The organism is Pontibacter arcticus, from assembly GCF_003284895.1.
Lineage (GTDB): Bacteria > Bacteroidota > Bacteroidia > Cytophagales > Hymenobacteraceae > Pontibacter > Pontibacter arcticus.
In genome coordinates this window covers 966,582-983,440 of sequence record NZ_QMDV01000002.1, presented here as the reverse complement: position 1 = coordinate 983,440, position 16,859 = coordinate 966,582, and the positions used below count along the sequence as shown (strand labels likewise).

Below are 16,859 nucleotides of genomic sequence, written 5' to 3'. Positions count from 1 at the left end.
AATGATCAACATCACACTCCCAGACGGCTCTGTCCGCCAGTATGAAAATGCGGTGACAGGCCTTGAGATTGCACAAAGTATAAGCGAAGGCTTAGCTCGGAACGTGCTTGCTGCCAAAGTAAACGACACTGTTTGGGACCTGACGCGCCCGATCACGGAAGATGCCGCCGTGCAGCTGCTCACCTGGAATGATGATTTAGGTAAAAACACGTTCTGGCACTCGTCTGCGCACTTACTGGCCGAAGCGCTTGAAGCCCTGTACCCGGGTGTTAAATTCGGTATCGGTCCGCCCATAGAAAATGGTTTTTACTATGATATCGACTTAGGCGATAAGCAGTTCTCGCAGGATGATTTTGCCAAAGTAGAGCAAAAAATGCTCGAACTTGCGCGCAATAAAGCAGAGTATAAACGCCAGGAAGTATCTAAAGCAGATGCCATCGCTTACTTTAAAGAGAAAGGTGATGAGTATAAACTTGATTTGTTAGAAGGATTGGAAGACGGAAGTATAACTTTCTATACACAAGGAAATTTCGTAGACCTGTGCCGTGGCCCACACCTTCCGAATACAGGCTTTATAAAGGCGGCTAAGCTCATGAATGTGGCTGGTGCCTACTGGCGTGGCGACGAAAAAAATAAGCAACTCACGCGTATCTATGCTATCACTTTCCCGAAACAAAAAGAACTAACCGAATACCTGGAGCGACTGGAAGAAGCCAAGAAACGCGACCACCGCAAACTGGGCAAAGAACTGGAATTATTCGCTTTCTCTGAGAAAGTAGGGATGGGCCTGCCGCTTTGGTTGCCTAAAGGTACTTTGCTGCGCGAGCGCCTAGAGCAATTCATGCGTAAAGCGCAGATGCGTGCCGGTTATCAGCCTGTTGTTACCCCACATATTGCCAGCAAAGAGTTGTATGTTACTTCGGGGCACTACGAAAAGTATGGAGCAGACTCGTTCCAGCCGATCAAAACGCCAAACGAAGGAGAGGAGTTCTTCCTGAAACCGATGAACTGTCCGCACCATTGCGAAATCTATAAAGTGCGTCCGCGTTCTTACAAAGAGCTTCCGGTGCGCCTTGCTGAGTTTGGCACTGTGTATCGTTACGAACAAAGCGGTGAGCTGCATGGCTTAACGCGTGTACGTGGATTTACGCAGGATGATGCGCACATCTTCTGCCGTCCGGATCAGGTGAAGGAAGAATTCATCAAAGTTATTGATCTTGTATTATATGTTTTCAAAGCACTCGGCTTTGAGGATTATACTGCCCAGATTTCTTTACGCGATCCGGAGAACAAAGCCAAGTATATTGGTAGCGACGAGGCTTGGGAAAAAGCTGAATGCGCCATTATAGAAGCTGCTACTGAAAAAGGTTTGCGTACTGTAACCGAGCTGGGTGAAGCTGCGTTTTATGGTCCGAAACTAGATTTTATGGTGAAGGATGCCCTGGGTCGTAAATGGCAGCTTGGTACCATACAAGTGGATTATAACCTGCCGGAGCGTTTCCAGTTAGAGTACATAGGTGCAGATAATGCAAAGCACCGTCCGGTTATGATTCACCGTGCACCTTTTGGTTCGCTGGAGCGTTTTGTGGCCGTGTTAATAGAGCACTGTGCCGGTAATTTCCCGCTGTGGTTAAGCCCGGAGCAGTTTGCCATACTTCCTATTTCAGAAAAGTACCACGATTTTGCGCAGGAAGTATACGAGCGTTTATTACAACATGACATTCGTGGGTTTGTAGATAACCGCGATGAAAAAATCGGCCGTAAAATTCGTGATGCTGAAGTTAGAAAAGTATCTTACATGCTGATAGTAGGAGAGAAGGAGCAGGAAAGCAATTCTGTATCGGTTCGCCGGCACGGAGAAGGTGATCTGGGCTCGATGGAAGTAGATGCTTTTATTCAGTTGTTTCAGGACAAAGTTGCTGGAATACTAAACAATTAATAGCAGATATTTTTTTCTAAGTATAAAAAGTGCGATATTCGCACCCTAATTGTAGGAATTAAGTTAAGGAGATACAACTATAGCTACGCAAAATAAACGCTACATCCCACGCGGAAAAGTGGAGGAGCCATACAAAGTCAATGATAAAATAACCGCCCGCGAAGTCAGGCTGGTTGGTGACAATGTAGAACAGGGTGTATACCAGACAAGGGATGCCCAGAAAATGGCAAACGAACAGAATCTTGACTTAGTTGAGATTTCGCCGACAGCAGTTCCACCGGTTTGCCGCGTTATCGACTACTCGAAATTTAAGTACGAGCAGAAGAAGAAAACGCGGGAGATGAAGGCCAAAGCTCAGAAAGTGGTTATCAAGGAGATCCGATTCGGACCAAATACAGATGATCACGATTTCGAGTTTAAACTTAAGCATGCAAAATCTTTCCTGGAAAGCGGCTTTAAGATTAAGTCTTATGTGCACTTTGTTGGCAGAACAATTGTATTTAAGGAAAGAGGCGAGATTCTTTTACTGAAATTTGCGCAGGCACTGGAAGATGTAGCAAAAGTAGAGCAGCTGCCTAAACTGGAAGGAAAAAGGATGTTCCTGATTCTGACTCCAAAAGTAGCAGCTCCTAAAAAGTAATTTTTAAATCAATTTTATACTCATGCCAAAAGTTAAAACTAAATCTGGTGCAAAGAAGCGTTTTTCTTTGACAGGTACTGGCAAAATTAAGCGTAAACACGCTTACAAAAGCCACATCCTTACAAAGAAAACCACCAAGCAGAAGCGTAATTTAACACACATCGGTCTTGTTAGCTCAGCTGACATGAACAGAGTGAAATTAATGCTTCAGATCTAATTCCCTGAATTAGAAGGTTAAAATTATTAGTACGAACCCGGTGTCTGGTTTTTAAGATTATACAAATCACCAGCCGCTAAAACTTTACAGAAATGCCAAGATCGGTCAATGTTGTCGCTGCGCGACACAGAAGAAAGAAAATGATGAAAATGGCCAAAGGTTACTTTGGTCGTCGCAAGAATGTTTGGACAGTTGCGAAAAACGCAATTGAAAAAGGCTTAGTTTATGCCTACCGTGACAGAAAAGCGAAAAAGAGAGAGTTCCGTGGCCTTTGGATTCAGCGTATTAACGCTGGTGCACGTGAGCACGGTATGTCTTATTCTCAGTTAATGGGCGCCCTTAAGAAGGCTAACATCGATTTAAACCGCAAAGTACTTGCTGATTTAGCGATGAACCACCCGGAAGCTTTCAAAAGCATTATTGACAAAGTAAAGTAATTTACTTTTTAGATATATCAGGAAGAGCTTAGCACATGCTAAGCTCTTTTTTGGTGCCTTTGAATTTCTGAACGATAGTTTATACTTGAATGCTGTCTGACGTTTTCGCTTGTATAAGCAGAATCTGCCGTTGTGAGTGTTTGTTTTTATCGGCAACTATAACTTCGCCAACTATTACTTGCTGATGAGAGCGTGTAGCAAGAGTAATCATATCAATTATACTTTAAATGTTGAACGGCTTCTTTGAATCAGTAAGTAAAGGCATAAAAAAAGCGGCTTGTAAAGCCGCTTTTTTATTTTGTAAGGTATAATCTTTATTTAGGATCGTAAGCCCACTTCAGGTAGATAGCACCCCAGGTGAAACCGCCGCCAAATGCTGCTATAATCAGGTTGTCACCTTTCTTAAGCTGGCTTTCGTATTCCCATAAACAAAGCGGAATAGTACCGTTGGTTGTGTTGCCATACTTGTGTATGTTTAGCATTACCTTGTCGTTGCTAAGGCCCATACGGTTGGCTGTAGCCTCTATAATGCGCTTGTTGGCTTGGTGGGGTACGAGCCAGGCCACATCATCGCTAGTCAGGTTGTTACGCTCCATTACTTCTGCAGATACATCGGCCATGCCTTTCACAGCGAATTTAAACACAGCCTGGCCTTCCTGGTAAGCATAATGCTCACGCGCTTGAACTGTTTCTATAGAAGCAGGTTTACGACTGCCACCGGCCTTCATGTGCAGGTACTGCGCGCCGTTCCCATCCGACTTTAAGATCTCATCTTGTATGCCTAAACCTTCTATATTAGGCTCCAGCAAAACAGCCCCACCACCATCACCAAATATAATGCAGGTAGCTCTGTCTTCGTAGTTAATGATAGAAGACATTTTATCAGCGCCCACTACCACTACTTTTTTATACTGCCCGGAAGTTATGAATTTAGAAGCTGTTGCAAGGCTGAAAAGGAATCCCGAACAGGCTGCCTGCAGATCATATCCGAAGGCATTTACAGCACCTATTTCAGCGGTGATTAGATTAGCCGTAGCCGGGAAAACCATATCCGGTGTAGTTGTAGCACAGATAAGCAGATCTATCTCTTCTGGCTTTGTATTGGTTTTGCGAAGTAATTCTTTTACAGCCGGTACAGCAATATGAGAGGTGCCCAGACCTTCTCCTTTTAATATCCTTCTTTCCTTTATGCCGGTGCGTGAAGTTATCCACTCATCATTTGTGTCAACATAAGTTTCGAGCTCCTGGTTAGTTAAAACATATTCCGGAACGTAGCCACTTACCCCTGTGATGGCGGCGGTAATTTTACTCATGATATAAAGGTCTTTGTGTTAGTAATATTGATGGGCAAGATACAAAAAAACCTGGCATAAGCTGTCAGTAACTTCAAAAGAGTAGTTCTGAATCAGATTATACCAGGTATGTTCAGGCGTTTAGGCCGTTTTTACTCTTCAGCGAAATGATTTTTCAAGTGCTCAGGAAAGTCTGATGCGACCATTTTCTGCGCTTGCAGTACCATGTTACAGATAGCAACCGGGCTTGAAACGCCGTGGCCAATAATAGCATTTCCGTTAATGCCAAGGATAGGACTTCCACCCTCAGCTTCGTAATTGAATCTGTCAAAGAATGGATCATGCATACTTTTTTCGTTTAGTATGTCATAAATAGACTCTGCCATTTTCAGGATGATGTTACCTGTGTAGCCATCGCAAACAATTACATCAGCTTTATCATTGAAAAGATCGCGCCCTTCAATGTTGCCGATAAAATTGATTTTCTGGTTGGCTTTTAGTCGCTGGTAGGCTGCCTGTGTGTTTACAGTACCTTTTCCTTCTTCTTCGCCCAGGTTCATCAAACCCACTTTTGGATTATCGATCTCGAGTACATGCTTGGCGTAAACATAACCTATTTCGCCAAACTGTTCAAGTACATCAGGCTTACAGTCAGCGTTAGCGCCAACATCAAGTATGAGACCAAATCCGCCTTTTAGTTTTGGAACAAGGCCGGCAATAGAAGGCCTCATGATTCCTTCAATAGCTTTTACGCTGAACATGGCTCCAACAAGCATGGCACCGGTGTTGCCTGCGCTGCAAAAAGCATCTGCTTTCTGCGCTTTCAGCATTCCGTAACCAACTGCAATGCTGGAGTCTGGCTTTTGGGTAAGAGCTTTAGTAGGGTGTTCGCCCATCTCAATTACCTGCGTAGCATTTATAACTTTAATGCCACTGCCTGTATATCCATATTCAAGCAACAGTGACTTGATCACGTCTTCCTTGCCAATCAGCAGGATTTCGAAATTAGAGTCGAGTTGCTCTGTGGCTAACAAGGCACCTTTAACAATAGCTTCAGGTGCAAAGTCGCCGCCCATAGCGTCTAAGGCGATCCTCATGTAGTGGGTAGAGTTAAATTATACAGAATTAGAACGTGAGCCGGTTTTGATTACTGCGCGTTCGTAGTATAATTTTTAATTGCCAGTTTGCCTTTGTGGAACAGATCGCCTTCAACTACATAAGCATGGTGGAAAAGGTGCGGTGTATCTGTAGTAGGGCAGATGGCAACGGCTTTCTCAGAAAGTTTTTGGTGAGTTCTTCTCTTATCTCTTCTGGTCTTCGAAATCTTACGTTTAGGATGTGCCATTTTTTAGTTAGTAATTACTTGGTGTTTTTAAACTTTATTTTAATCCAAACTTTTAATTCAGGTTCTTCAGGGCATCCCAACGCGGGTCAATGTCTTCGTCGTCGTTGTTATCTCCATCTTCCGCATCGTTTCCTGTTGATTTGGAAGAATAAATCAGAATGTCGTTTTCATCTTCTTCATCTTCCTCCTCCAGAAACCGAGGGTGTAATTTTTTAATGGGTACTGCCAGGCTTACATAATCGTATAAATGCTGTGCGATATTTATACTTTGTGTGCCCGGCGTAATCTGCCAAAGGTCGTCGCCAAGTTCTGCGTTCTGCTCGCCATACTTTATCCTGAATGTTTCGGTTACCTCAATCGGGTAATCAAATTCTTCCAGGCTTCTGTCGCAGGTAAGCCGCACGTGGCCTTTAATATCAAAGACGAAGGTAAGCAGCGCCTCTGCCTTATCCAACTCTACTTTAGCAAGTAAATTACCGCCAAGTATAATTTCCCCTTCAAACAGCTTAAAAAAAGAATCATCAAGCTCAAACTCGTAAAAGTGTTTCTTGTTACTGAGTTTAGCGATGCCGATTTCGTAATCTCTTAGCTTCTTCTCCATCGACTTTTTATCCCAAGACGCAAAATTAGAATTTATTTCTGTAAAATAAAAGAGCTTGCCTATTATTAATACAGGCAGCTTTATACTTCTGTTCGCTTTTTAATAATATCGCAGGCCAGGAAAAGCGCTTCCCTGAAAGATGTTTCGTCTGCAAGGCCCTTAGCTGCAATATCGTAAGCAGTACCGTGGTCTGGCGAGGTGCGTACAATGCGCAGGCCAGCCGTGTAGTTTACGCCATTATCCATGGCCAGGGTTTTAAACGGAATCAGGCCCTGATCGTGGTACATGGATAGTACGGCATCGACTTGTTTATACTGTTGCACGCCAAAAAAGCCGTCAGCCGGGTAAGGGCCAAAAATCAGATGGCCGCGTTCTTTCATTTTGAGGATTGCCGGGCGAATGATCTCGGTTTCTTCGGTGCCTAATAAACCATTTTCGCCGGCATGCGGGTTAAGCCCCAATACAGCGATGCGCGGTTTCTGAATACCAAAATCCTTCTGTATCGACTCAAGCAGGATGGTCAGTTTCCGGATAATCAGTTCTTCTGAAAGCTTGGAAGCGACATCTTTGAGTGCCATGTGTCCGGTAGCGGTGGCAACACGCAGTGGTCCGCTCACTAAAAGCATCAGACTGTCGGCAGCATCAAAATATGAAGTAAGGAACTCGGTGTGCCCCGGGAAGCGGAAATCGTCTGCCTGTATATTGTCTTTATTGATAGGCGCAGTCACTATACCATCCAGCAAACCGGCTTTCAGATCGGCAGAAGCAGCCATTAAGGAAGAAAGCGACGCCTTTCCGGAAAATGGCGTAGGCGTCCCGGTTTCGATTGGGAGATCAGCATCAATACAAGATACCAGGTTTACCTTGCGGCTAACCAGCGCATGAGCAGTACCTACTTCCACAAAATTAAAATAATCAGCTTTTAAAGCTGCTTTGGTATGTTGCAGCACTGCTGCTGACGCATAAATTACTGGTGTGCAGAAATTAAGTATGCGTGCGTCTGATAGCGTTTTTACAACAACTTCCGGCCCTATGCCATTCGTGTCTCCGATGCTGATGCCGATTCTTGGCTTTTGTCTGTTGTCCATTTGTTACTTGGCCAGTGAGTTTAGGTAAGTATAAACCAGGCGCACACCCGATGCCGTTGCCAGCTTCCCTCTGTAAGAATCTTCGGCGTGCAGGTAAGCAGTACCGGCAATATCAAGGTGCACCCACGGGTAATCCGTAAAAGCTTCCAGAAACTTACCGGCTGTTATATGGCCCGCATCGGCACCTCCAATATTTTTCAAGTCGGCAATATCAGATTCGATCTGCTTTTTATACTCGTCCCAAAGCGGAAACTCTACCAAACGCTCGTGTACCTGATTTCCTGCTTGCTTAAGTTCGCTCATCAGTTCATCGCCAGCCGTGCTCATAACCGCCACGCCTTCTTTACCAACGGCACGCATGGCAGAGCCGGTTAAAGTTGCCATATCGATCACCAATTCCGGGTTATACTTTTTAGCAAAGCTCAGAGCATCCGCCAGAATCAAACGGCCTTCCGCATCGGTGTTTAGTACTTCCACGGTCATGCCATTATACATGGTAATCACATCGCCGGGCGCTACCGCCTTGCCGCCCGGGCGGTTATCAGTTGCCGGCACCAACGCAATCACATGTAACGGCAATTTATTTTTAGCCACCGCATACAGTATACCTGCTACCGAAGCACCACCTGCCATATCGGATTTCATATAATCCATGGAAAGGGGGGTAGGTTTTAAGCTAAGTCCGCCGGTATCGTATACTACACCTTTGCCAACCAGCACATAAGGCTTCTCGTTTTTCGCATTCTCCGGTTTCCATTCCATGATGGTGAACGTTGCCGGATCATCAGAACCCTGGTTAACCGCCAGCAAACCGCCCATTTTCAAAGACTGGATTTTTATTTCATCCAGAATCTCCGTTTTAAAACCGGCTTCATCGCCCAGTGCTTCGAACTGCTGGCTTAATTGCTCCGCGCTCTGGTGGCTGTGCGGGTCGTTTACCAGGTCGCGTACTTTATAGATGGCTTCCAGCAGGTTGGCAAGTTCTGCTACTTGCTGCGCCTCCACATTCTCGCCTGCAATAGTTATACTTTGCAGCGAGGTTGGCTTCAGGTCTTTGGTTTTATACTTTTTATATTCGTAGTTACTTAAGTATAAACCTTCTGCCAGGTATAAAGCAGCGTTTGTGTTGGTTTTATCTACAATCGATAAGTTTTCGATTTTATCGGCTTTTACCTGCTTTAATAAAGTATGGCCAGCCTGGCGGAGCGCTTCGTTGCGGGCATCTTCGGTTTTAGAAGTTGGCACTACTACAATATAAATGCGCTGCAGGTAGCGGTTCAACGAAATAAGTTTTGCCTCGTTTTTAATTTGTTGGTCTACATACTGGCGCTCTTCCGGTTGTAAATCTTCGAGTTGGCCAGCCTGTTCGGGCTGCACGACTACGGCAAAATCAGTATTTTTGCTTAAGCTTGTGCTATGTTTGAGTTGTGTTGGCATTTGTCCTTCGTATCTTTGAGACTGCTAATATAACAAGTATAAAACGGAATGCGAAAAGCGTGTAAAATGGCTGTTTCGCATCACAAGTAAGTATAACGGGTTTGAGCCGGAAAGTATACGCTGCCTCTCAAACTATAACCAGCACACCGTGAGTAAAGTAAGTCCGAAAAAACATTTAGGCCAGCATTTCCTGGTCGATCAGAACATCGCCACAAAGATTGTTGAACAGCTGACGATGCCCGGCGGTGTAACCAATGTGCTGGAGATTGGCCCCGGAATGGGTGTGCTTACGCAATACCTACTGCAACATAAAGAATATACAACCACCGTAATTGATATAGACCGCGAGTCGATTGCGTACCTGAAAGAACATTTCCCGGCGCTAGAAGACCGCATTATATCGGCTGACTTTCTGAAAACGGATCTGAGCAAGTTGTTCCCGGGCAAGTTCGCTATCATTGGTAACTTCCCTTATAACATATCGAGCCAGATATTTTTTAAAGTGTTGGCGCACCGCGATGTGGTACCTGAAGTGGTGTGTATGCTGCAGAAAGAAGTAGCCGAGCGCCTGGCCGAACCTCCGGGCTCTAAAACGTATGGTATCCTGAGCGTGCTGTTACAGACATTCTATACGATAAAGTATAATTTCACGGTAAGCGAACAGGTATTTCATCCGAAGCCTAAAGTTAAGTCTGCGGTTATCAGCCTGATCCGGAACGAGCGCGAATCGTTGCCATGTAACGAGAAACGCTTTTTTGAAGTGGTAAAGTTAAGCTTTGGTACCCGCCGCAAAACGCTTCGTAATTGCCTTAAAACATTTAACCTGCCGCCTGAAGTTACTGCGTTGCCTGTTTTTGACGAGCGCGCCGAGCAGCTTTCAGTCGACGATTTTATAGCCCTCACACAGTTGGTAGAGCAGCACATTTAGGAACATGCAAGTAGAGATCACACGCGAATACATTGAGCAGGTAGAGGAAGCAATTGCGCGCAAAGACCAGGATTTTATACTTGAGTCAATGGCCGGCATGTACCCGGCAGATATAACCACGGTGTTATATGAGCTGGATGCAACCGAGTCGAAGTATGTGATGGACCTGCTGCCGCCCGAAGTCGGCTCCGAGATTCTCTCTGACCTGGATTACGACATCCGCAAAGACTTTCTCGATAACTTTACTAGCCAGGAAATTGCCCGTTACCTGAACCTGATGGATTCGGATGATGCGGTGGATATTCTGAACGAGCAGTCGGTACAGATACGCGAGGAAGTGCTTGCCCTGATCGATAACGAAGAAAAAGCCGCCGCCATACTTGACCTGCTCCATTACGAAGAAGATTGCGCAGGCGGTCTGATGGCAAAAGAGCTTATCAAAGTAAACCAGAACTGGCGCGTACGCCAATGCATCGAAGAGATCCGCAGGCAAGCCGAAGATGTAGAGCGCATTTATACCGTGTATGTAGTCGATAACCGCGATATTCTGGTAGGCCGTGTCAGTGTAAAGGCACTGCTGCTTTCCAAAGACGATGTGCTGGTAAAAGATATTTCGAACCCGGATGTGATCTCGATCGAGTCTTTCAGGGATGAGAATGAAGTGGTAGGCGTGATGCAGAAGTATGACCTGGAAGCTGTTCCGGTTGTAAACATTCAAGGGCGTTTGCTAGGCCGTATCACCATTGATGACGTGATAGATGTAATGCAGGAGCAGGCCGAACTAAGCCGTCAGCTCATGACGGGTATTACCGAAAATGTGGAAGAAGACGATACCGTGTTCCGTATTTCGCGTTCGCGATTGCCCTGGCTGATCATTGGTATGGTAGGAGGTTTGATGGCAGCTCAGTTTATGGGCTTCTTCGAAGGCGATATTGCGCTTTTGCCGGCACTGGCCCTTTTTGTGCCGCTTATCACAGCAACCGGCGGTAATGTAGGCATTCAATCCTCGTCCATCATCATACAGACGCTGGCCTCTAACACCGTTATTTTTGATAACCTCTCGGAACGTATGTTAAAGGTGCTGCTCGTGGCTTTACTGAATGCGGTCATCATTTCTATGCTTGTGTTTCTGTTTACCTATCTGTTCAAAGGCGATATTAAACTTTCAATGGTTGTTTCGATTGCGCTTTTTTCGGTGGTAATGCTGGCCTCGCTCATGGGTACTATCATGCCGATGATACTGGATAAATTCGGTATCAACCCAGCTGTTGCAGCCGGTCCGTTCATCACGACAGCCAACGATTTACTTGGGCTGGGTATTTATTTCGGTATAGCACACTGGCTTTATAGTTTATAAGTATGGCTGCTACACGGGTTCTTATAATTGATGAAGTGCACGAAAGTATGTTTCCGCTACTCCAACGTATAGGCGTGGAAGCAGACTACAGACCAGGTATAAAACCAGCTGAAGTACAGGAGGCGTTGGTTGGTTTTGAAGGCCTGATCGTGCGAAGCAAAATGCAGATTAGCGCAGATACCATTAAGCTGGCTGATAAACTCCGGTTTGTGGCAAGGGCAGGAGCCGGACTCGATAACATTGATGCGGCTGCGCTGGAAGCAAGAGGTATAACGTTGCTCGGAGCTAACGAAGGAAACAAACAGGCCGTTGGCGAACATACGCTGGGTTTGCTGCTCTCTTTGCTGCGGAACATTACCCGAAGCGACAAGCAGGTACGAAACAAAGTATGGCTACGTGAAGAAAACAGGGGCGAAGAACTCAGCGGAAAAACAGTCGGCATTATCGGTTTCGGAAATATGGGACAGAGCTTTGCGCAAGTGCTTTCCGGTTTTAGTTGCCGCATCATGGCCTACGACCGCTTTGCGCCCGAAAAAGTATGCGAACCAATTGAGTGCGTGACATTGGAACAATTGCAAACCGAAGCCGATGTGGTGAGTATGCACATCCCATACATTCCTGAAAACTCAAAGCTGGCAGACGCTGCTTTTTTTGAAGGTTTTAAGAAGCCTGTCTGGTTTCTGAATACCTCACGCGGCGAGGTAGTGGACCAGCACGCACTGGTTAAAGCACTCCAAAACGGAAGTATAAAAGGCGCTGCGCTAGATGTACTCGAAAACGAAAAGCTGCAAACCTTAACGCCAGCGCAGCAAGAAGATTTTGCATACCTGAGTGCTGCCAATAACGTTATACTTACACCGCACATTGCCGGCTGGACCTTTGAATCCTATTCCAGAATAAACGAAGTACTCGTTCAGAAAATAGCTGCATTGCTAATTTAACAGGTATTTTAGGCTTGCATTTCCTGTTTTAAAGTATAAATTGGCAGTAACGGAAGTATTACTTAATGCGGTTATTAAAATAATGAGGTCCGTATTTCAGGTATACTAAAATTTAGTATATTTGCTAAAGTTGGAAACTAGCCGGAGCCTTCTCCGGTTTTAAAAACAAAAAACTTAGCAGGAGCAGGCAATTGTTAAACGGACAAATCGCTGCGACCATTCTAGAGACAAGAATTTAAGATAAAATTTACATATCAGGCAAAAAGAACGGTTATGCATGTCCATAACCGTTCTTTTTGTTTTTGTGTTTTAAACGTAAAAAACATTATGAGCAACATTTCTTATTACACGGCAGAAGGATTACAGAAACTGAAAGATGAGTTGCAGGAACTTCGTACCAAGGGCCGTGCCCATGTAGCCCGCCAACTGGCAGAAGCGCGTGATAAAGGTGACCTGAGCGAGAATGCAGAATATGATGCTGCCAAAGACGCACAAGGCCACCTGGAGCTTAAGATTGCCAAGTTGGAAGAAGTAGTAGGCAATGCCCGCCTGATAGATGAGACGAACCTGGATCTGAGTAAAGCGCTTATACTTTCCAAAGTAAAGATCAAGAACCTGAAAAATAACATGGTGATGGATTATACGTTGGTAGCAGAAGAGGAAGCAGATCTGGCATCCGGTAAGATTTCTGTAAAGTCGCCAATAGGGAAAGGCTTGTTAGGTAAATCGGTTGGTGAGATTGCAGAGATTACGATCCCGGCTGGTAAAATTGAATTTGAAGTATTGGAAATAAGCCGCTAAGCTGATGGAACCAAGCATTTTCACAAAGATCGTTAACGGCGAAATCCCTGCTTACAAAATTGCAGAGGACGAAAACTACCTGGCTTTTCTGGATGTGTTCCCGACTACAAAAGGGCATACGCTGGTTATCCCGAAACAGCAAACCGATTATATCTTTGATTTGGATGATGCCTTGTACCTGGGTTTGATGGCGTTTGCCAAAAAAATAGCAGCTGCAATTGAGAAGGCGGTACCTTGCAAGCGAATAGGCATATCGGTCGTGGGCTTGGAAGTGCCTCATGCGCACGTACACCTCATCCCGCTGAACAAGATGCAGGACATGAATTTTGCCAACAAGCAGCAGTTCAGTAAAGAAGCGTTTGAAGAAACAGCAGCAAAGATTAAAGCAGCTTATAACGGCTGATTCTATTAAAACAAAGTATAGCAAAACCGAGTAACGCTAATCCATACGTTTATACTTTATCAAAACAAAAGGCCCGTATCTGTAGCAGATACGGGCCTTTTGTTATTCAAGGAAATCTTAGTTTATACTATCCGTCTGTTGCTCCTGCAGCTTCTTGTTCTCTTTTGCCTGCTTTTTAAAGTATCCTCTCAGCAGAAAATTTTGTTGCAGTGCTTTCATGTTCTCATCCAGTTTCTGAGACCCGGTTTCCAGGTTTTGCATGGTGCTTTGCAGCTGGTTGGCAAATTTCTCGTCGTTCAGCAAAACGCCCACCGCGTTGTTGTTATCGTTTAACTTGGTACTGGTTTCCTGTAGGTTTGCAGCCATCTGGCTGGCGGCTTTGGTTGCTTTCTGCATCTCGGCTACGGAGCTTTGCAGCTGGTTGAATACCGCTGTATCAGTCAATAGCTCGTTTGCGAGGCCACCTTTTGTGTTTAATTTGGAGGTAAACTGCGTTAGTGCATTTGAAGCCCGAACAGTGTTAGCCGATGTTTGTTCCAGGCTCGCGATCATTGCTTTAAAATTAAGTGCCAGCGTAGAGTCTGTCAGCAAAGCGCCCATCGTTCCTTCTCCTTTTACCAACCGTGCGCTCAGCTCGCTGATATTTGAGGTAATGCCCACAAAGTTTTTGTTGTTTTCCTGCAGCGTTTTCATGATATCATCGGTGTTCAGGTTAGCCTGCGATTTTAGCCTGTCGCCGTTTGCAATTTCAGGTGCCTGCTGCGAACCGCCGAATATCTCGATGATCTTGTTGCCGATTAAGCTTTCGGAACTGATGCGGGCCATAGCATCTTTGCGGATATACTTCTGGGAGCTTTCCTCGATGTTCATCACCACTTCTACCTGGTCTGTGCCATAAAAATGAATATCCTTTACGTTTCCGATCTTCACCCCGGAAAACCATACGTTGTTTCCGATCTTCATTCCTTCCACATCATCAAAAACGGCTGTAACGGCTACGCTCTTGATAAACCGTTTCTGTTGCCCGCCAAGTATGAGCACGCTGGCAATAAAAATGGCAATAGCCAGAAATACAAAAATGCCAACTATGATGGATCGCTTATTATCTGCTGCACTCATTTAGTCTATAAAGTTGTAATTATAAAAAGATTGAACGCGTTCGTCGTCTGTATCAAAAACTTCTTCGAACGTACCTTGCCGCTGAAACTGCCCATCCAGGAGCATTACCAGTCGGTCTCCTACGGAACGGGCGCACGTAAGGTCGTGGGTAATAATGATGGAAGATGTTTTAAACCTTCGCTGTACTTCGTTTATTAATTTGTTGATCTCTATACTGGTAATTGGATCGAGGCCGGCGGTAGGCTCATCGTAAAGCATAATTTCCGGCTTCAGGATAAGTGTGCGGGCAATACCGATACGTTTGCGCTGCCCACCCGATAATTCCGAAGGCATCTGGTCTCTGGATTGTGCCAGCCCAACGGCATCAAGCACCACATCAATAATCCGGTTTATATCGCGGCGCGTCAGGTTTGTCTGGTGGCGCACCAACGGAAATTCCAGGTTTTCAGCAACTGTCATACTATCATACAAGGCGCTGTTCTGGAAAGAGAAACCCAGTTTTAACCGCAGTTGTTGCAGTTCTTTTGGGGTTAATTTGCTTACGTTTTGGCCAAGTACGTTTACTATACCTTCATCGGCCCGCAGCAATCCGGAAATGATCTTGATCAAAACAGATTTACCAGTACCGGAACGACCCAGCACAACCAGGTTTTCGCCGCGATACAAATCCAGGTCTACGCCACGGAGTATGTCATTCTCGTCGAAAGACTTGGTAAGGCCTTTAATTTCGATAACCTTATCAGTATAATTTATTTTTGGAGTTTCCTTGTGCATATGGATCAGGTTACATGGCCCGTATGGCGTTAATGATCTGCATGGCAAGCAATTCTTCTATAAACACCAGGAACATAGCAGTTACCACAGCCGAGTTGGCCGCTTTGCCCACACCTTCTGTGCCTTTAGAAGAATAATAGCCTTTATAACAACCTACCATCCCGACAGTAAAGCCAAAAATGAAGGATTTTATCAGCGATGAAAAAATATCCAGAAACGAGATCGCACTAAAAACCTGACCGAAATAGGTGGTAAGGCTGGTTAACTCGTGCTGATGTACGTTTACGTAAGCGCCCATCAAAGCCACAAACATCGTATAAATCATCAGTGCCGGAATCATAAGAGTAGTGGCTAAAACGCGGCTCACCACCAGGAAATTAAACGGATTGGTACCCGAAACTTCCATCGCATCTATTTGCTCAGTTACTTTCATCGAGCCCAGCTCAGCGCCGATACTAGAGCCCACACGGCCAGCGGCAATAATAGCCGTCACCAAAGGAGCAAGCGCACGCACAATGGCAATTGAAATAAGGGAAGGTAGCCAGGAGGTTGCACCAAACTCTGAAAGAGAGGGCCGGGACTGGTTTGTAAAGACAATGCCGATGATAAACCCGGTTACAGAAATAAGCGGCAGCGAGCGCACGCCTACTTCGTAGCATTGTTTTATAATTTCTTTGAATTCGTAAGGAGGGAGAAAAGCTTCCTTAAAAAAGCGTATTATAAATGAATAGATTCTATAAAGCTCAAGAAAAGCACGGTCGAGCCTTCTTGTGGTTACATATCTGCGCATTCGGTGTCGTTATGTTGGAGCAAGCTGTCTGGAGTAAAAGTTATGCAAACTAGTACGTAAACTTACAAATCAAATTTGTGAATAGTGGATAAATAGCTGAGTATTTCCGGAAACCCTGTTAAAACATGCTTCCAATCGATTATTTACTCAATAAAATTACTTAGCGACCCTGTCCGGGTTATCTGTCAGGAAACCTTTCCAGGATTTTGCGCCCGATTTAGCGTTGTTTCCTTTCTGATAATGATGGCAAAGTGCTACCGAAAGGGCATCCGTGGCATCAAACATTTTCGGGTCAGGCTGTATTTTCAGGATCTGAACCAGCATACTGGCCACCTGTTCCTTAGAAGCATTACCATTTCCGGTAACAGATTGTTTTACTTTTTTGGGCGCATACTCTACATATGGTATATCTCTAGAAAGCGCAGCTGCAATGGCAACGCCCTGTGCCCGACCCAGTTTCAGCATACTTTGCACGTTCACGCCAAAAAAAGGAGATTCGATAGCCAGCTCATCGGGCAGGTATTCGTCGATGAGCTGTATCATGCGGTCAAAAATTTTCTTTAACTTGATGGCGTGGTTGCTGTAGCTTTTTAAGTGGATGACGCCATACTGCAAAACCTTTACCTTTGATCCGGTAACTTCAATAAGCCCATAACCCATTACTTGGGTGCCGGGGTCAATGCCAAGAATCAGTTTGTTAGGAGGGAGCGCGGAAGAGTAAACCATAAGGCTGCAAAAATAAGACAATTA

General features: G+C 45.1%; 19 protein-coding genes. 9 read left to right on the top strand and 10 right to left on the bottom strand.

Features of this window, described 5'->3' with window-relative positions; all coding sequences use genetic code 11:
* Position 1: 1 nt before the first annotated feature.
* The 4 genes from thrS (at position 2) to rplT (ending at position 3,233) form a co-directional block, all read left to right on the top strand.
* The gene (thrS, locus tag DP923_RS09465; RefSeq protein WP_112305567.1) at positions 2–1,939 is read left to right on the top strand and encodes a threonine--tRNA ligase; all 1,938 of its coding nucleotides are present in this window, start codon (positions 2–4) and stop codon (positions 1,937–1,939) included.
* A gap of 118 nt (positions 1,940–2,057) precedes the next feature.
* Positions 2,058–2,579, top strand: coding sequence for a translation initiation factor IF-3 (gene infC / locus DP923_RS09460; protein ID WP_112305566.1), 522 nt, complete (start codon positions 2,058–2,060; stop codon positions 2,577–2,579).
* A gap of 22 nt (positions 2,580–2,601) precedes the next feature.
* Positions 2,602–2,796: a 50S ribosomal protein L35 gene (gene rpmI, locus DP923_RS09455; RefSeq protein WP_112305565.1), complete on the top strand. Its 195-nt coding sequence runs from the start codon at positions 2,602–2,604 to the stop codon at positions 2,794–2,796.
* Between the two features lie 92 nt (positions 2,797–2,888).
* The gene (gene rplT / locus DP923_RS09450; RefSeq protein WP_112305564.1) at positions 2,889–3,233 is read left to right on the top strand and encodes a 50S ribosomal protein L20; all 345 of its coding nucleotides are present in this window, start codon (positions 2,889–2,891) and stop codon (positions 3,231–3,233) included.
* 314 nt (positions 3,234–3,547) lie between these two features.
* On the opposite strand, the gene DP923_RS09445 is transcribed toward rplT, so the two are convergent.
* The 6 genes from DP923_RS09445 to DP923_RS09420 form a co-directional block, all read right to left on the bottom strand.
* Positions 3,548–4,546, bottom strand: a complete 999-nt coding sequence (locus tag DP923_RS09445) for a beta-ketoacyl-ACP synthase III (protein ID WP_112305563.1) — start codon at positions 4,544–4,546, stop codon at positions 3,548–3,550.
* Positions 4,547–4,677: 131 nt separating this feature from the next.
* Positions 4,678–5,622 carry a phosphate acyltransferase PlsX gene (gene plsX / locus DP923_RS09440; RefSeq protein ID WP_112305562.1) on the bottom strand — a complete coding sequence of 315 codons (945 nt, stop codon included), beginning with the start codon at positions 5,620–5,622 and terminating at the stop codon, positions 4,678–4,680.
* Positions 5,623–5,672: 50 nt separating this feature from the next.
* Positions 5,673–5,870 (bottom strand): 50S ribosomal protein L32, encoded by a 198-nt coding sequence (rpmF, locus tag DP923_RS09435; RefSeq protein WP_112305561.1) that lies wholly within the window; start codon positions 5,868–5,870, stop codon positions 5,673–5,675.
* Positions 5,871–5,922: 52 nt separating this feature from the next.
* The gene (locus tag DP923_RS09430) at positions 5,923–6,471 is read right to left on the bottom strand and encodes a YceD family protein (protein WP_112305560.1); all 549 of its coding nucleotides are present in this window, start codon (positions 6,469–6,471) and stop codon (positions 5,923–5,925) included.
* Between the two features lie 80 nt (positions 6,472–6,551).
* On the bottom strand, positions 6,552–7,559 hold the full coding sequence (gene pdxA, locus DP923_RS09425; protein ID WP_112305559.1) for a 4-hydroxythreonine-4-phosphate dehydrogenase PdxA: 1,008 nt from the start codon (positions 7,557–7,559) through the stop codon (positions 6,552–6,554).
* A 3-nt stretch (positions 7,560–7,562) separates the two neighbouring features.
* Positions 7,563–8,996 carry a leucyl aminopeptidase family protein gene (locus tag DP923_RS09420; RefSeq protein ID WP_112305558.1) on the bottom strand — a complete coding sequence of 478 codons (1,434 nt, stop codon included), beginning with the start codon at positions 8,994–8,996 and terminating at the stop codon, positions 7,563–7,565.
* Between the two features lie 148 nt (positions 8,997–9,144).
* On the opposite strand from DP923_RS09420, the gene rsmA reads away from it, so the two are divergent.
* The 5 genes from rsmA to DP923_RS09395 all read left to right on the top strand — a co-directional run bounded on the left by rsmA (position 9,145) and on the right by DP923_RS09395 (position 13,426).
* A complete protein-coding gene (rsmA, locus tag DP923_RS09415; protein ID WP_112305557.1) occupies positions 9,145–9,924 on the top strand; it encodes a 16S rRNA (adenine(1518)-N(6)/adenine(1519)-N(6))-dimethyltransferase RsmA in 780 nt (259 codons plus the stop codon).
* 4 nt (positions 9,925–9,928) lie between these two features.
* On the top strand, positions 9,929–11,281 hold the full coding sequence (mgtE, locus tag DP923_RS09410) for a magnesium transporter (RefSeq protein WP_112305556.1): 1,353 nt from the start codon (positions 9,929–9,931) through the stop codon (positions 11,279–11,281).
* Positions 11,282–11,283: 2 nt separating this feature from the next.
* Positions 11,284–12,222: an NAD(P)-dependent oxidoreductase gene (locus tag DP923_RS09405; RefSeq protein WP_112305555.1), complete on the top strand. Its 939-nt coding sequence runs from the start codon at positions 11,284–11,286 to the stop codon at positions 12,220–12,222.
* Positions 12,223–12,549: 327 nt separating this feature from the next.
* Positions 12,550–13,023, top strand: coding sequence for a transcription elongation factor GreA (greA, locus tag DP923_RS09400; protein WP_112305554.1), 474 nt, complete (start codon positions 12,550–12,552; stop codon positions 13,021–13,023).
* A 4-nt stretch (positions 13,024–13,027) separates the two neighbouring features.
* Positions 13,028–13,426 carry an HIT family protein gene (locus DP923_RS09395; RefSeq protein WP_112305553.1) on the top strand — a complete coding sequence of 133 codons (399 nt, stop codon included), beginning with the start codon at positions 13,028–13,030 and terminating at the stop codon, positions 13,424–13,426.
* Between the two features lie 117 nt (positions 13,427–13,543).
* Here the strand turns inward: DP923_RS09395 and DP923_RS09390 are convergent, their stop codons facing one another.
* The 4 genes from DP923_RS09390 to ruvC all read right to left on the bottom strand — a co-directional run bounded on the left by DP923_RS09390 (position 13,544) and on the right by ruvC (position 16,835).
* Positions 13,544–14,545 carry an MlaD family protein gene (locus tag DP923_RS09390; RefSeq protein WP_112305552.1) on the bottom strand — a complete coding sequence of 334 codons (1,002 nt, stop codon included), beginning with the start codon at positions 14,543–14,545 and terminating at the stop codon, positions 13,544–13,546.
* Complete coding sequence (locus tag DP923_RS09385; RefSeq protein ID WP_112305551.1) at positions 14,546–15,319, bottom strand: ABC transporter ATP-binding protein; 774 nt, start codon at positions 15,317–15,319, stop codon at positions 14,546–14,548. It abuts the gene before it with no gap.
* A gap of 10 nt (positions 15,320–15,329) precedes the next feature.
* Positions 15,330–16,109: an MlaE family ABC transporter permease gene (locus DP923_RS09380; protein ID WP_112305550.1), complete on the bottom strand. Its 780-nt coding sequence runs from the start codon at positions 16,107–16,109 to the stop codon at positions 15,330–15,332.
* A 156-nt stretch (positions 16,110–16,265) separates the two neighbouring features.
* The gene (ruvC, locus tag DP923_RS09375; RefSeq protein WP_112305549.1) at positions 16,266–16,835 is read right to left on the bottom strand and encodes a crossover junction endodeoxyribonuclease RuvC; all 570 of its coding nucleotides are present in this window, start codon (positions 16,833–16,835) and stop codon (positions 16,266–16,268) included.
* Between the last annotated feature and the right edge of the window lie 24 nt (positions 16,836–16,859).

Bases quoted from the DNA above. Each gene is read 5' to 3' on its own strand.
- DP923_RS09380 (WP_112305550.1), bottom strand. From the start codon at position 16,109: ATGCGCAGATATGTAACCACAAGAAGGCTCGACCGTGCTTTTCTTGAG.
- DP923_RS09405 (WP_112305555.1), top strand. From the start codon at position 11,284: ATGGCTGCTACACGGGTTCTTATAATTGATGAAGTGCACGAAAGTATG.
- DP923_RS09430 (WP_112305560.1), bottom strand. From the start codon at position 6,471: ATGGAGAAGAAGCTAAGAGATTACGAAATCGGCATCGCTAAACTCAGT.
- ruvC (WP_112305549.1), bottom strand. From the start codon at position 16,835: ATGGTTTACTCTTCCGCGCTCCCTCCTAACAAACTGATTCTTGGCATT.
- DP923_RS09390 (WP_112305552.1), bottom strand. From the start codon at position 14,545: ATGAGTGCAGCAGATAATAAGCGATCCATCATAGTTGGCATTTTTGTA.
- DP923_RS09385 (WP_112305551.1), bottom strand. From the start codon at position 15,319: ATGCACAAGGAAACTCCAAAAATAAATTATACTGATAAGGTTATCGAA.
- greA (WP_112305554.1), top strand. From the start codon at position 12,550: ATGAGCAACATTTCTTATTACACGGCAGAAGGATTACAGAAACTGAAA.
- plsX (WP_112305562.1), bottom strand. From the start codon at position 5,622: ATGAGGATCGCCTTAGACGCTATGGGCGGCGACTTTGCACCTGAAGCT.
- DP923_RS09445 (WP_112305563.1), bottom strand. From the start codon at position 4,546: ATGAGTAAAATTACCGCCGCCATCACAGGGGTAAGTGGCTACGTTCCG.
- pdxA (WP_112305559.1), bottom strand. From the start codon at position 7,559: ATGGACAACAGACAAAAGCCAAGAATCGGCATCAGCATCGGAGACACG.
- rpmI (WP_112305565.1), top strand. From the start codon at position 2,602: ATGCCAAAAGTTAAAACTAAATCTGGTGCAAAGAAGCGTTTTTCTTTG.
- thrS (WP_112305567.1), top strand. From the start codon at position 2: ATGATCAACATCACACTCCCAGACGGCTCTGTCCGCCAGTATGAAAAT.
- rpmF (WP_112305561.1), bottom strand. From the start codon at position 5,870: ATGGCACATCCTAAACGTAAGATTTCGAAGACCAGAAGAGATAAGAGA.
- mgtE (WP_112305556.1), top strand. From the start codon at position 9,929: ATGCAAGTAGAGATCACACGCGAATACATTGAGCAGGTAGAGGAAGCA.
- DP923_RS09420 (WP_112305558.1), bottom strand. From the start codon at position 8,996: ATGCCAACACAACTCAAACATAGCACAAGCTTAAGCAAAAATACTGAT.
- DP923_RS09395 (WP_112305553.1), top strand. From the start codon at position 13,028: ATGGAACCAAGCATTTTCACAAAGATCGTTAACGGCGAAATCCCTGCT.
- rplT (WP_112305564.1), top strand. From the start codon at position 2,889: ATGCCAAGATCGGTCAATGTTGTCGCTGCGCGACACAGAAGAAAGAAA.